The organism is Mycobacterium sp. P4_H6 (assembly GCF_056400845.1).
Map to the genome: position 1 here is coordinate 1 of NZ_JBFUKN010000127.1, position 13,364 is coordinate 13,364.

Here is a 13,364-nt window from a genome sequence, read left to right on the forward strand (position 1 = left end):
ACGCGGTTCAGGTGGTGCAACTCGACGTCGACCTTGCCGGGCACCTGGACCTCGAACTGAAAGGACTGCAGCGACTCGGGTTTCACGGCGAAGGTGTGCTCGGGACTGGCGTGCACGTGCAGTTCGTCCTCGGTGTCACTGGTGACCCGGATGACGATGGGCTGCTTCACCGCGGCCCGCACCTGCTGGTTGACCGGCGTCACCTGCCCGCCGGCGATGGTCACGTCGATGACGACCCGTTCCGGCGGTGCCTGCTGATCGGAGAGTGCCGGCGCGGCGGTGGCCGCGGACGGTGCGGCCGGTTCCTCGGTGGAACCCGAGCAGCCCGCGGTGGCCAGCATGGCCGCCGCCGACACCACGGTCGCCGCGATCAGTGTCCTCAATCTGTTTCCTCACTTCGATTCTCGTCGTCGGGGTCGGGGTTGCGCCGGTCCCGGATGGCCACCCACGCCACCACCGCGGCGACCACCACGGCCGGGGCGAACGCGGGCAGCGCCAGCAGCAGGGAGTGATCGGCCAGGTAGGTCACGCGAGCGGAACGGGCTGCTTGGTTTCCGCGCCGCTGTGGGCGCGCATCTCCCGGTCATTGATCCGGCCGGCTCCCCAGCTGAGCGCCGCGATCAGAATGAGCGAGCACAGCAACACCACCAATGATGCCGCGGTGAACAGCCAGCTCGGTACGTCAAGATTCCGTTCCCGCTGCAGCACACTGATTTCCGCGGTCAGATCCCGGTTCATCGACTCTTCTGCGGGCAGCTCGGTGGCACCGATGCCCGGATCGGCGGGCAAGAACACCGGGACCGCGGCCATGGTGCGGCCGTCCTGAACCCGGATCAGTGTCTTCCAACTGCCCCAGACCGGTATCGGCCGGGTGGTGCGGTAGTGGCCGGGGCCGAGGCGTTCGAGCTTGTCCACGATCAGCCCGCGCTCGTTGTCGAGGCCGCCCTGCCAGGACAGCATCGAAATCCATTCGGGATCATCGCTGATCAGGTCGGCCGGGGAGATCCGGATGTCGGCGCTCACGAGTCGTTGCCCAGCGGGGCTGGGTAATTCGGTGAGCGTGATCTGCGCGCCGGCGTTCGGCGGCACGGAGATGTTCAGGCCGTTGCCGACCGCTGCGCCGATGGTCAGCACCGTCAGCACCACGACTGCGACGCCGGTGCCGCGCCGGGGCAACGGACGGCCGGTGAGCACGGTGGCGAGCAGCCCGCCGCACATGCCCATCAGCACGGCCACCGGCACCGAGGTGACCAGGGCTTCGACCCACATGGCCGCCGGCCACGGGTACATGAAGACCGCGTCGATCCAGAACGACTCCAGCCACAAGCCGACCGTGCCGATACCGGCACCGGCGACCGCGCCGAACAGAATGGGGCGCTGCAGAAGTGGTGTCAGGGCCAGTAGTTCGACCACCAGGGCCGGGCCGAGGTAGAGCGCGAACCAGCTGTAGGGCGCGCCGAGCACCGGGCCGACCGCGACCGCGACGATCCCGCGGATCAACAGTGCGAACAGCACCGCGGCCAGCGCGGCGCCCCTGCCGAGGGTGATCCGGGCGGCGACCAGCGCCAGCGCGGCGGCGGCGGCGATCAGCATCGGGTGCAGCACCAGCCGGAACTGTTCGATACCGAAGTCGTATTCGACGGGGAACACCGACATACCGATGACGAGGCCGCCGAAGGCGAAGTAGCGCAGGATCTTCCGTGGGGCCACCTCGGCGTCGGGGCCCATCGCGATACGACCCTCGTGCTCCAGCAGCAGGACGGCGACCAGGGACAGGCCGGCGCCGCCGATCAGCATCAGGTGGGTCGGTCCCCAGAGTGTGACGTCCTGACCGAAGATGCGGTGCCAGACGTCGTCCAGTGGGAAGCCGATGAGCGCGTACAGACCGCATGCGGCCATCAACACCCCGCCCACGGGCGCATACCAGGTTCTGGTGATCTTCAGCGCGGCCGGACCCGGCTTCTCATAGGGCAGGATGATGGCCAGCGATCCGGCGATGAACAGCAGGAACAGCCCGACCAGGATGAAGTAGTGCGCCGGGTTGGCCAGCGGACCGGAGTCGCGGCCCTTGCCGATGTGCAGGCTGACATCCCAGATGAAGCCGAACATCGCGCAGATGATGGTCGAGGTGAACAGCAATGTCGGCAGCGCCACCCAGGGCGGCCGCTTCATCTTCACCCCGACCTTGTTGGCGAGCGTGTCCAGCCAGGTGATCCGCCGCGTGCGATGCAGGATGCCGATCCACAACAGCCCGGCGGTGATGATGCCGGTGGCGATCGAGACGCCGATGATCTGATCGAGATCCGCGCCGCCACCTTCGGTCCCCGCCTGCGCCAACACGCTCAACGTGCCCGACATGCCCACCCCCGTTTACGACCCTGCGGATTTACTGGTCGGTAATGTTGCCAGAAACCGATACCCGATACCAGGGGTACCAGAAGTGGCTACCCTGGACGTCGATGAAGTTCGCCGGTCTGCACCTGCGGCAACGTGACGGCATCAGCTGTGGTCCCTCGGTCGCGGTGATAGCCACCGCGTTGCTGGCCCCCGACTACGGCACCCCGCTGGCCGGCACGGGCGCGGCGTCTTGGTTTGACGCCGAGCAGGCACGCGTCCATCACGCGGTGAACCGGATCTGGCCCCGGCGTCTCGGCATGACGCCCCGCGGCCTGGCGGGCGCCATCAACCGGCACAGCCCGGTCCGATATCGATGGCGGTTGTGCCGAGGCCTACTGCGCAGAACAGATCCACTCGGCGACGTGCTGGCAGCCGTGCACGACGGCTTTCCGGTCGCGATGCTGGTCGGCGGGTTCATCCCGCGGCACTGGGTGCTCTTCGTCGGCGGGCGGGCCGGGGCGGATCAATTGCGTTGTTACGAGCCGACATCGGGGGAGACGCGTCCGGTGGAGGTGGTGCGCGTGCAGCGCGCCGAGCTGACCGGCCTGGGCTTCCCGCGGCCGTTCGCGTTCGTCCTGCCCGGTCCGGAGCGGCCTTGGCCGCGTTGCGCCTCCCAGCCGGTCGAACTATAGTCTGGACACATGTCCAGTATGCTTGCGCTGCAGTTCAGCGGATTGAGCTGACGTGCGTATAGCCCTTCTGTCGTACCGCAGCAAAACTCATTGCGGTGGGCAGGGTGTCTATGTCCGGTACCTCTCCCAGGGCCTCGCCGAGCTCGGCCACGATGTCGAGGTGTTCTCCGGCCAGCCCTATCCCGACGGGCTGGACCCGCGGGTTCGGCTGACCAAGGTGCCGAGTCTGGATCTCTACCGCGATCCCGATCCGTTCCGGGTGCCGCACCCCCGCGAGATCCGGGACCGCATCGATCTCCTCGAGCTGGCAACCATGTGGTCGGCCGGATTCCCGGAGCCGAAGACGTTCTGTCTGCGGGTGGCCCGGATCATGGCCGAGCGCGGCGACGAATTCGACGTCATCCACGACAACCAGAGCCTGGGTTCGGCGCTGCTGACCATCGCGAAGCGCGGCCTGCCGGTGGTCGCCACCGTGCACCACCCGATCACCCGCGACCGGGTGCTCGAGGTGGCCGCCGCCAAGTGGTGGCGCAAGCCGCTGGTGCGGCGCTGGTACGCCTTCGCCGAGACCCAGAAGAAGGTCGCGCGGGCCATCCCGGAACTGCTGACCGTCTCCTCGACATCGGCCGCCGATATCGCCGAGGACTTCGGGGTGAGCGACGAGCAGTTGCACGTGGTGCCCCTCGGTGTGGACACCGAACTGTTCCGGCCCGCTCCCGATCGGGTGCCGGGCCGCATCATCGCGATCGCCAGCGCCGATGTGCCACTCAAGGGCGTGGGCAACCTGCTGCACTCGGTGGCGCGGCTGCGCGCACACCACAACCTGGATGTGCAACTGGTGTCCAAGCTCGAGCCCAACGGGCCGACCGAGAAGCTGATCGCCGAATTGGGCATCTCCGATATCGTCAACGTCTCCAGCGGGCTGTCCGACGAAGCGTTGGCCGACCTGCTCGCGTCCGCCGAGATCGCCTGTATACCTTCGCTTTACGAAGGCTTCTCGTTGCCCGCGGTGGAGGCCATGGCCAGCGGCACCCCGATCGTGGCGAGCCGGGCCGGGGCACTGCCCGAGGTACTCGGCGAAGAGGGCGAATGCGCACGCCTGGTGCGGCCCGCCGATGTCGAGGAGTTGACCGGGGTGCTCGGTGAACTGCTGGACTCACCCGCCGAACGGCACCGTCTGGGCGCCGCCGGACGGCGCCGGGCACTGGATGTATTCAGCTGGGAATCCGTTGCGGCACAGACCGTCACCGTGTACGAGCGGGCCATCGACAGAACCGCCGCCAAGGCGAAGAAAGGACGGACAGCGTGCTGACCGTTGACTACGACCGGCTCGGCGTCGGACCCGGCACATCGGTCATCGATGTCGGTTGCGGCGCGGGCAGGCACTCGTTCGAGGCCTACCGGCGCGGTGCTGACGTCATCGCCTTCGACCAGAGCGTCGAGGATCTCAACGATGTCGACGCCATCCTGACCGCGATGAAAGAGCAGGGCGAAGCGCCCGCCTCGGCCAGCGCGGAGGCCGTGAAGGGCGACGCCCTGGCCCTGCCCTATGCCGACGGCAGCTTCGACTGTGTCATCGCCTCGGAGATCCTGGAACACGTCCCCGCGGACGACGCGGCGATCGCCGAGCTGGTCCGGGTGCTCAAACCCGGTGGTGTGCTGGCCATCACCGTCCCGCGCTGGTTGCCCGAGAAGGTGTGCTGGCTGCTCTCGGACGAGTATCACGCCAACGAGGGTGGGCACATCCGCATCTACCGTGCCGATGAGCTGCGCGACAAGGTCGTCAGCCGCGGTATGCGATTCACCCACCGCGAGCACGCGCATTCGCTGCACGCGCCCTTCTGGTGGCTGAAATGTGCGGTCGGAGTGGACAAGCCGAACAATCCCGCGGTGACCGCCTATCACAAGCTGCTGGTGTGGGACATGATGAGCCGTCCGTGGCTGACCCGCCAGGCCGAAGCCGTGCTCAACCCGGTGATCGGGAAGAGCGTCGCCCTCTATTTCGAGAAGCCGACCGCGTAGCCATTATGCGTCGCCACGAGATTCCCGGTGTGTCAGGTGTATTGACGCCGAAGCAGTGCCTGCAAACGGCCCAGTCGATTGCCGACACCCAGGAATCCGATGGCGCGATCCCGTGGTCGGTCGGCGGTCACACCGACCCGTGGGACCACGTCGAGGACCTGATGGCACTGACGGTGGCGGGGCTTCTCGAACCGGCTCGCGCCGGATTCGACTGGTGCCGCCGCACGCAACGGGACGACGGTTCCTGGCCGATCCAGCTGCGCAACGGTGTCGTCGAGGATGCCAATACCGACAGCAACTTCTGCGCCTACATAGCCACCGGGGTGTGGCACCACGTGCTCATCACCGGCGACCGGCGGTTCGCGGTGCAGATGTGGCCGACGGTGAGCCGGGCCATCGAACTCGTGCTCAGCATGCAGTTGCCCGGTGGTCAGATCAGCTGGGCCAGAAGCGATGCCGGGATGATGGACGAAGCCCTGCTGACCGGATGCGCGAGCATCTACCACAGCATCCGGTGCGCGCTGGCACTGGCGAACTACCTGGGCGAGCCTCAGCCGGAGTGGGAAGTGGCTGTCGGCCAGCTCGGGCACGCGATCGCCGAGCATCCGGAATTGTTCAACGCCAAAGACACCCACGCGATGGAGTGGTACTACCCGGTGCTCGGGGGTGCCATCCAGGGTGCGGCGGCACACGCGCGCATCGAATCGCGCTGGGATGACTTCGTGGTCCCCGGCCTGGGTATCCGCTGTGTCGATCACCGTCCGTGGGTGACCGGTGCGGAGACCTGCGAACTGGTCATGGCACTGGACGCGGTCGGAGACCGTACCCGCGCACTTGAGCAGTTCACCGCCATGCAGCATCTGCGTGAGGTGGACGGATCCTATTGGACCGGACTGGTTTTCACCGACGGCAAGCGCTGGCCGGTGGAGCGCACCACCTGGACCGGTGCGGCGATGATCCTGGCCGCCGATGCGCTGTCCCGAACCACCCCGGCCGGCGGCATCTTCCACGGCGCCGATCTGCCGCGCGGGCTGGAGGGCGAGTTCGACTGCGCCTGCGACCGCGTTTAGACGCGTTCCAGCAGCCGCAGCGATCCGGTCGCCGAGATCTCCTTGAAGTCACCGGAATCGATTGCGCGGCGGTAGATGTGGAACGGAGCCTGTCCACCCTCGTTGGGGTCGGGGAACACATCGTGGATGACCAGTCCGCCACCGGGAGCCACCCATTTGGCCCAGCCGTCGTAGTCGCGCTGGGCGGCCTCCTCGGTATGGCCGCCGTCGATGAACAGGAACTGCACCGGGGTGCCCCAGACCCGGGCGACGGTGGGGGACTTGCCGACGATCGCCACCACGTGTTCCTCCAGGCCGGCCAGGTCCAGGGTGTGACGCATGGTGGGCAGAGTGTCGAAGCGCTTGGTGACCGGATCGACGAGCCCGGTGTCGTGGTACTCCCAGCCGGGCTGATGCTCCTCGGACCCGTGATGGTGGTCGATGGTGTAGACGACGCCGTCGACCTGAGCGGCCGCCGCACCCAGCAGTACGGTGGACTTACCGCAGTACGTGCCGATCTCGATACCGACACCGCCGGCCAGATAGTGCACGGCGGCGTCATAGAGGGCGCGGCCCTCGTCGGCGGGCATGAAGCCGATGACCTGCTCGGCGAACTCGAACAGACGGGCGGCCTCGGCGGGCAGGGCGGTGTCGGCGGTGCTCATGGCAGATAAACCTACCGTTGCTGGTGATGAGGGGTTGCAGTAGTGTCTGGACACGTGTCCGATACGGCCCTGGAGTCGACGCGCCGCCGGTTGAGCGCCAAGCAGGCCGATACCGTCGACCGGCTCGGCAAGGCCGCGCTCGAACTTCTGAGCCGCGAGGGTTTTTCGGCGCTGACCGTGCGCCGGGTGGCCGCGCAGGCGGGGGTCGGAGCGGCCACCGCCTACACGTACTTCTCCTCGAAGGAGCATCTCGTTGCCGAGGTGTTCTGGCGCAGACTTGTCGAATCCCCGCTCGCCGAACACGAGTCGCCGGATCCGGCGACGCGGGTGCTGGAGGTGCTGGAGCAGATCTCGTCGCTGGTGGCCGGTGAACCCGAGTTCGCGGGGGCGGTGACCAATGCGCTGCTCGGCAAGGATCCCGATGTCGACGTGCTGCGCGGGCGCATCGGCGCGGACATCCGGGCCCGCCTGGTTGCGGCCCTGGGTTCCGCGGTGGATCCCGATGTCATCGAGGCGCTCGAACTGCTCTACACCGGGACGCTGGTCTGGGCCGGGATGGGATATGAGGCATATCCGGAGATCTCGCTGCGGCTGCTCAAATCGGCGCGGCTGATCCTGCGCTGAGCAGAGCCTCGGAGGCGAGCACCGCGGGCTCCAGGATGGACGCGGTGGGCAGCTCGTCCTCCACCGTCAGCGCCGTCAGCTCCCGCAGGCCGCCGAGCAGGATCACCGCGAGTTCACGGCGGACCGGCGCGAGCTCGGCACGCCGGAAGCCCGGGCTGTCGGACAGGTCGACCAGCAGCTCGGTCAGCCCGCTCATGGCCGCTCGCTGAATGGACCGCACCGTGGCGCCGAGGGCCGGCAGTTCCCGGATCCAGCTCAGGGTGATCTCCGGGCGCGCGCCGATGTGGTCGACATAGGCCGTGGCGGCCTGCCTGATCTGCGCCCGCCAGTCCGCTTCGGGGTCCACGGCGGTCCGGATCGCCACCAGCAGCTGCTCGTGGTCGGCGCGCAGCAGCTCGACGAAACACTCTTCCTTATCCGTGAATTCGCTGTAGAACGTGCGCTTGGAGGTACGGGCGTGCCGCACGATGTCGGCGACCGTGGTGGCGCGGTATCCGCGCTCGGCGATGGAAGACGCCAGACCGTCGAACAGGCGGGCGCGAAACGGCCGACTTTCCTCCATCGCGCCATCCTTGCCGATTTACTCTTGCCCCCGCTGGTACCACGGAGTACCGTAACCTGCATACCTGCGGTACAGCGCAGTACCAACCTCTGGTCTGGAGTGCGTCCATGAGCGAAGCGACCATCACCGAAGTTCCCGCCGAACATCTGCCACCCGGCCCCACCGTGAGCAAGACGTTGACCGGAATCGGATTCGCCTTGTTCCGTCGGCCCGTCGTGGCACGACTGGCCAACCGCTACGGCTCGGCCTTCACGATGAAGTTGCCGGTGTTCGGTCCCACCGTGATCGTCACCGACTCGCAGCTGGCCAAGCAGTTGTTCACCGCCAGCACCGATGACGTCGGCAACATCCAGCCCAACCTTTCCCGGATCCTCGGGCCCGGGTCGGTGTTCGCGCTGGACCGCGGCGAGCACAAGCGCAGACGCAGACTGCTCACACCGCCGTTCCATGGCAAGAGCATCAAGAACTACGAGAAGATCTTCGAAGAGGAGACGCTCCGGGAATCCGCGAATTGGCCGGCAGGACAGGAGTTTCCGACCCTGGAGCCGATGATGCGGATCACCCTGAACGCGATCCTGCGGGCGGTATTCGGCGCCGACGGGGCACATCTGGACGAGCTGCGCMGGATCATCCCGCCGTGGGTGACGCTGGGCTCGCGCTGCGCGACGCTGCCCACCCCCAAGCGGGAGCACGGCCGCTGGCATCCCTGGGGCCGGTTGGCCGAGTACCGCCGCCGTTATGACGACGTCGTGGGCCGGCTCATCGACGAGGTCGCTGCCGACCCCCGGCTCGACGAACGCGATGACGTGCTGGCCCTGCTGCTGCGCAGTTCCTACGAGGACGGCACCGCGATGTCGCGCCAGGACATCGCCGACGAGCTACTGACCCTGCTGGCCGCCGGGCACGAGACGACAGCGTCCACCATGGGGTGGGTGTTCGAGCGGATCAGCCGTCATCCGGAGGTCCTGGACAGGCTGGTCGAGGAAGCCCGGGGCGACGACAACGAGTACCGCCAGGCCGTCATCCTGGAGACCCAGCGGGCCAGGACAGTCATCGATTTCTCCGGGAGGCATGTCTACTCACCGACCTTCGAGCTCGGCGAATGGGTGATACCGCAGGGGTATTCGATCGTCGTGAGCCTGTCCCAATTGCACGAGAAGGAATTCGACGACGCCGAACGGTTCGACCCGCAGCGGTTCATCGGCAACCGTCCGCCGCTGGCCTGGGTGCCCTATGGCGGCGGGACCCGGCGCTGTGTCGGTGCGGTGTTCGCCAACGTCGAAATGGACATCGTGCTACGGACGGTGCTGCGGCACTTCACCATTGCCACGACCACCGCGCCGGGGGAGAAGGTGCACTCGCGAGGAGTGGCCTTCACGCCCAAGCGCGGTGGCCGGGTGGTGTTGCACCGGAGGGCAGGAGCGCAGCGACCCGGGAAGTAGAACCGGAGGGTTGGGGCTTAGACCTCGGCGCGCTTGGGCAGCTTCCAGCCCGGGCGCGGGAAGTGGCACGTGTACCCGGTGGGGTAGCGCACCAGATAGTCCTGATGCTCGGGTTCGGCCTCCCAGAAGTCGACCTCCGGCACGACCTCGGTGACGACCTTGCCCGGCCACAACCCGGATGCGTCGACATCGGCGATGGTGTCCAGCGCGACGGCCTTCTGGTCGTCGTCGACGTAGAAGATCGCCGAGCGGTAACTGGAACCGACATCATTGCCCTGACGGTTCTTGGTCGACGGGTCGTGGATCTGGAAGAAGAATTCCAGGATCGAGCGGTAGTCGGTCTGGGCCGGATCGAACACGATCTCGATGGCCTCCGCGTGACCAGGATGGTTGCGGTAGGTCGCGTGGTCGTTCTGCCCGCCCGTGTAGCCCACCCGGGTGGACACCACGCCGGGTTGCTTGCGGATCAGGTCCTGCATACCCCAGAAGCAGCCGCCGGCCAGGATCGCCTTCTGGTTGTCGCTCATGCGCCATCACTCCTTCAGCAGTCACGTAGACGGTCAGCATCCATTGTGCTCCGCCGCTACGGTGGAACCCATGCGTAGAGCTGTAACCACAGCGCACGCCGGGTTAATCCTGGTCGGCGGCCTCCTTTTAGCCGTTCCACCATCGGCCTCCGCGGATCCGCCCGTACCTCCGGTCGACGCCCCGCCCGAAGTGCCTGCCGATCAGTGGCGCACGGTGTTCGCCGAGAATCCGATGATCCTGAACCCCCATGTCACCAGCGTCGAGTCCTGGACGCGCACCGGTGACGGGCTGGCCGTCAACTTCACCGGGGGACCCGCGGAGTGCTTCGGTGTGCACGCCACCGTGCAGGAGACCCCCGAGGACGTGACGGTGAACCTCGACAGTGGTGTGCCGCCGGAAGCGATCGGGCGGATGTGCATCACACTGGCGGTACCCGGCACGCTGGACATCGCGCTGGACGAACCGCTGGGTGACCGCGTGGTGCTGGCCGCCGGCACGACCCTCGACAAACCCAGGTAGAACGTGTTCTAGTTCCTGTTGTGACGAGCACGCTGTTCACCCGGGATGAGCTCACAGACGCCTTCGCGACATTCGAGCAGACAGTCGCCGAAGCCGCCCGGACCCGGAACTGGGATCCGTGGGTCGACCAGTACACCGTCGACGTCGAATACGTGGAGCACGCCGCCGGCACGATGCGCGGACGCGACCAGGTGCGCCCGTGGATCTGGAAGACGATGGAGAGTTTTCCGGGAAACCACATGACCGCTTTTCCGGCGTTGTGGACCGTCATCGACGAGTCCACGTCGCGGGTGATCTGCGAGCTCGACAACCCGATGCGCGACCCCGGCGACGGCACCATCATCACCGCCACCAACATGTCGATCCTCACCTACGCCGGCGACGGGCTGTGGCGCCGCCAGGAGGACGTCTACAACCCGCTGCGGTTCCTGTCCGCGGCAATGAAGTGGTGCAAGAAGGCACAGGAACTCGGCACGCTCGATGACGAGGCCGCCGAATGGATGAAGAGCATGGCCCGATGAGTGCTCTCGTCATCGGTGCCAACGGCTACCTCGGCTCGCACGTGGCGCGTCAGCTGGTCGCCGACGGGCAGAACGTGCGGGTGATGGTGCGCGAGGGCGCCAACACCATCGGCATCGACGACCTCGACGTGCAGCGGTTCATCGGAGACATCTGGGATGCCGACGTGCTGGCGGCGGCGATGACCGGAKCCGACGTCATCTACTACTGCGTGGTGGACACCCGCGGCTGGCTGCGGGATCCGGCACCGCTGTTCCACACCAATGTCGAGGGCACCCGGCACGTGCTGGACGTCGCGGTGCGCCCCGAGATCGCCTCAGGTTTAAAGAAATTTGTCTTCACCAGCAGCTACGCCACCGTGGGGCGGCGCCGCGGCCGGGTGTCCACCGAGGAGGACATCGCCGACGAGCGCGGGCTGACACCGTACGTGCGCTCTCGCGTACAGGCCGAGAAGCTGGTGTTGCAGTACGCGCGGGAGCGCGGGTTGCCCGCGGTCGCGATGTGCGTCTCGACCACCTACGGCGGCACCGACTGGGGCCGGACCCCGCACGGCGCCATCATCGCCGGCGCCGCCTTCGGCAAGTTGCCGTTTGTGATGAGCGGGATCGAACTGGAAGCGGTCGGTGTCAACGACGCGGCACGCGCGCTGATCCTGGCGGCCGAGAAGGGGCGCGTCGGTGAGCGCTACCTGATCTCAGAGAAGATGATCAGCAATGCCGAGGTGGCCCGGATCGCGGCCGAGACGGCCGGCGTACCCCCACCCGCTCGGTCCATCCCGTTGCCGCTGACCTATCTGCTGGCCGCCATGGGCACCATCAAGGGCCGGTTGCGCCGCACCGACGAGCGACTGTCGCTGGCCTCGCTGCGGCTGATGCGGGCCGAGGCCCCGGTCGATCACGGCAAGGCCGCCCGCGAACTCGGCTGGCAGCCAACGCCGGTGGAGGATTCCATTCGTGAGGCCGCCCGGTTCTGGGTGGGCCTGCGAGCGGCCAAGCGCAAAAAGGCGAGCTGAACACCACGCCCGACGGCGTTCAACTGGGGGCGTGTCCGCGGTGCGGTATTACCGTGTGATGCATGACCGCCGATGACCACGTGCGCGTCGATCTGACCGGCGCGCCGCAGACCATGCTTGCGACGCTGTACGCCAAGGCGCTGGATGCCGACCTGCCGCGGCCGATCCTGCACGACCGCTGGGCCAAAGCGACCGTCGCGGGTATCGACTACGACTGGAGGCAGACCACCATCACCGCGCGGCGGTCCCCGGCCGTCACCACCCGGTCGGCACATTTCGACACCTGGGTGCGCCAGTTCCTGGCGGTCCATCCGAAAGCTACTGTGCTGCATCTCGGTTGCGGCCTGGACAGCAGATACTTCCGGGTGGCGCCGGCACCGCACGTGCAGTGGTACGACATCGACTACCCGGAGGTTGCCGAGCTGCGCGGCCGCCTGCTGCCCACCGGTGGCGCCGGCTATCACGTGGTGCCCGCCTCGGTGACCGATCCGGGGTGGCTGCGTGACATCCCGGTCGATGCCCCGGTGCTGGCCATCGGGGAGGGACTGACCATGTACCTCACCAAGGCCGACGGTATCGATCTGCTGAACCGGATCGTCGGTCATTGCGGCACAGGGGAATTGCAGTTCGATGCCTTCAATTCGCTGGGCATCAAATCCCAGTGGTCCAATTCGGTGGTGCGCCGTTCGGGTGCCACGCTGCATTGGGCGATCAACGGCCCCGATGACATCCTCTCTGTCGTGCCTGGCACGCGACTGCTGGCCTGGGTATCGGCGTTCGACACCGAAGCCTTCGATCTGGTGCGGCCGGCCTACCGGCTGTTGGCGAACGCCATGTCGCGGGTGTCGGTGCTGCGTTATATGGCGCAGTACCATCGCTATTCGTTCTGAGTTGGTCACGGGTCGTCGTCCTCCTCGGGTGGTGGGAGGAGTTCTTCGCCGGTGGAAGTGGTGGTTGAGGGTGTCGCCGCCGGTGTCCATGAGTGGTGGCGGGTGCCAGTGCACGCGGCCGGTGCGGGGGTCGATGCTGTTGGTCCAGCCCAGTTCGGCGAGCCGGTTGTCCGGTCCGCAGCCGAGTGCGAGGTCGGGGGCGTCGGTGTACCCGCCGTGGTGCCAGCTGGGATGGGCGTGATGTGCCTGGCAGTGACACGCACCTTTGGTGCAGCCGGGTCTGGTGCAGCCGCGGTCGCGGTTGTAGAGCAGCAGCCGTTGAGCCTTGGTGGCCAGGCGTTTCGAACGCCCCAGGTAGAGCGGTTCGGCGGTGTGGTGCCGGTAGACGATCAGGTAGTGATGGGCGTGCTCGGCGAGGCGGATGAGGTCGCGCATGGGCATGCGGGTTCCGGAGCCGGTGACCGCGATCCCGGCACCGGCTTCGAGTTCGGCCAGCGTGGTGG

General features: G+C 67.2%; 16 protein-coding genes and 1 pseudogene. 10 read left to right on the forward strand and 7 right to left on the reverse strand.

The features are described 5' to 3' along the window. The 3 genes from AC1DTF_RS30375 to AC1DTF_RS30385 all read right to left on the reverse strand — a co-directional run. On the reverse strand, nt 1-383 hold a 383-nt coding region (locus AC1DTF_RS30375), incomplete at its 3' end, for a hypothetical protein (protein WP_477476741.1). Further along, nucleotides 380-529 carry a hypothetical protein gene (locus AC1DTF_RS30380; RefSeq protein ID WP_149448136.1) on the reverse strand — a complete coding sequence of 50 codons (150 nt, stop codon included), beginning with the start codon at nt 527-529 and terminating at the stop codon, nt 380-382. The genes AC1DTF_RS30380 and AC1DTF_RS30375, both read right to left, overlap by 4 nt. Continuing rightward, nucleotides 526-2,358 (reverse strand): hypothetical protein, encoded by a 1,833-nt coding sequence (locus AC1DTF_RS30385; RefSeq protein WP_477476742.1) that lies wholly within the window; start codon nt 2,356-2,358, stop codon nt 526-528. Before AC1DTF_RS30385 ends, AC1DTF_RS30380 begins: the two co-directional genes overlap by 4 nt. A 101-nt stretch (nt 2,359-2,459) precedes the next feature. On the opposite strand from AC1DTF_RS30385, the gene AC1DTF_RS30390 reads away from it, so the two are divergent. From AC1DTF_RS30390 to AC1DTF_RS30405, 4 genes are read left to right on the forward strand one after another with little or no spacing between them, the layout of a single operon-like run. Beyond that, on the forward strand, nt 2,460-3,029 hold the full coding sequence (locus tag AC1DTF_RS30390; protein WP_477476743.1) for a hypothetical protein: 570 nt from the start codon (nt 2,460-2,462) through the stop codon (nt 3,027-3,029). Between the two features lie 52 nt (nt 3,030-3,081). Next, complete coding sequence (locus AC1DTF_RS30395; protein ID WP_477476744.1) at nt 3,082-4,341, forward strand: glycosyltransferase family 4 protein; 1,260 nt, start codon at nt 3,082-3,084, stop codon at nt 4,339-4,341. Further along, entirely contained in the window at nt 4,335-5,051 is a 717-nt protein-coding gene (locus AC1DTF_RS30400) for a class I SAM-dependent methyltransferase (RefSeq protein WP_477476745.1), read from the forward strand. The genes AC1DTF_RS30395 and AC1DTF_RS30400 overlap by 7 nt, the downstream gene beginning before the upstream one ends. A 5-nt stretch (nt 5,052-5,056) precedes the next feature. Continuing rightward, nucleotides 5,057-6,121: a prenyltransferase gene (locus tag AC1DTF_RS30405; protein ID WP_057168169.1), complete on the forward strand. Its 1,065-nt coding sequence runs from the start codon at nt 5,057-5,059 to the stop codon at nt 6,119-6,121. On the opposite strand, the gene AC1DTF_RS30410 is transcribed toward AC1DTF_RS30405, so the two are convergent. Continuing rightward, nucleotides 6,118-6,765 (reverse strand): class I SAM-dependent methyltransferase, encoded by a 648-nt coding sequence (locus AC1DTF_RS30410; protein ID WP_477476746.1) that lies wholly within the window; start codon nt 6,763-6,765, stop codon nt 6,118-6,120. The genes AC1DTF_RS30405 and AC1DTF_RS30410 overlap by 4 nt on opposite strands. Nucleotides 6,766-6,819: 54 nt before the next feature. On the opposite strand from AC1DTF_RS30410, the gene AC1DTF_RS30415 reads away from it, so the two are divergent. After that, nucleotides 6,820-7,389, forward strand: a complete 570-nt coding sequence (locus AC1DTF_RS30415; protein WP_057171207.1) for a TetR/AcrR family transcriptional regulator — start codon at nt 6,820-6,822, stop codon at nt 7,387-7,389. Here the strand turns inward: AC1DTF_RS30415 and AC1DTF_RS30420 are convergent. Next, complete coding sequence (locus AC1DTF_RS30420) at nt 7,361-7,951, reverse strand: TetR/AcrR family transcriptional regulator (RefSeq protein ID WP_057171206.1); 591 nt, start codon at nt 7,949-7,951, stop codon at nt 7,361-7,363. The two genes, AC1DTF_RS30415 and AC1DTF_RS30420, sit on opposite strands and share 29 nt — an antisense overlap. A 107-nt stretch (nt 7,952-8,058) precedes the next feature. On the opposite strand from AC1DTF_RS30420, the gene AC1DTF_RS30425 reads away from it, so the two are divergent. After that, entirely contained in the window at nt 8,059-9,393 is a 1,335-nt protein-coding gene (locus tag AC1DTF_RS30425; RefSeq protein ID WP_477476747.1) for a cytochrome P450, read from the forward strand. Nucleotides 9,394-9,410: 17 nt separating this feature from the next. On the opposite strand, the gene msrA is transcribed toward AC1DTF_RS30425, so the two are convergent. Next, a complete protein-coding gene (gene msrA, locus AC1DTF_RS30430) occupies nt 9,411-9,920 on the reverse strand; it encodes a peptide-methionine (S)-S-oxide reductase MsrA (RefSeq protein ID WP_057171204.1) in 510 nt (169 codons plus the stop codon). Between the two features lie 70 nt (nt 9,921-9,990). Here msrA and AC1DTF_RS30435 point away from each other — a divergent pair, with 70 nt between their 5' ends. The 4 genes from AC1DTF_RS30435 (at nt 9,991) to AC1DTF_RS30450 (ending at nt 12,861) form a co-directional block, all read left to right on the forward strand. Continuing rightward, the gene (locus AC1DTF_RS30435; protein ID WP_235571788.1) at nt 9,991-10,440 is read left to right on the forward strand and encodes a hypothetical protein; all 450 of its coding nucleotides are present in this window, start codon (nt 9,991-9,993) and stop codon (nt 10,438-10,440) included. 20 nt (nt 10,441-10,460) lie between these two features. Continuing rightward, nucleotides 10,461-10,961 (forward strand): nuclear transport factor 2 family protein, encoded by a 501-nt coding sequence (locus tag AC1DTF_RS30440; RefSeq protein WP_057171203.1) that lies wholly within the window; start codon nt 10,461-10,463, stop codon nt 10,959-10,961. Continuing rightward, a complete protein-coding gene (locus AC1DTF_RS30445) occupies nt 10,958-11,971 on the forward strand; it encodes an NAD-dependent epimerase/dehydratase family protein (protein ID WP_477476748.1) in 1,014 nt (337 codons plus the stop codon). Before AC1DTF_RS30440 ends, AC1DTF_RS30445 begins: the two co-directional genes overlap by 4 nt. A 62-nt stretch (nt 11,972-12,033) precedes the next feature. Further along, nucleotides 12,034-12,861, forward strand: coding sequence for a class I SAM-dependent methyltransferase (locus tag AC1DTF_RS30450; protein WP_477476749.1), 828 nt, complete (start codon nt 12,034-12,036; stop codon nt 12,859-12,861). A gap of 354 nt (nt 12,862-13,215) precedes the next feature. On the opposite strand, the pseudogene AC1DTF_RS30455 reads toward AC1DTF_RS30450, so the two are convergent. Further along, nucleotides 13,216-13,302: pseudogene (locus AC1DTF_RS30455) on the reverse strand (hypothetical protein); the annotation flags it as partial. Nucleotides 13,303-13,364: the final 62 nt, after the last annotated feature.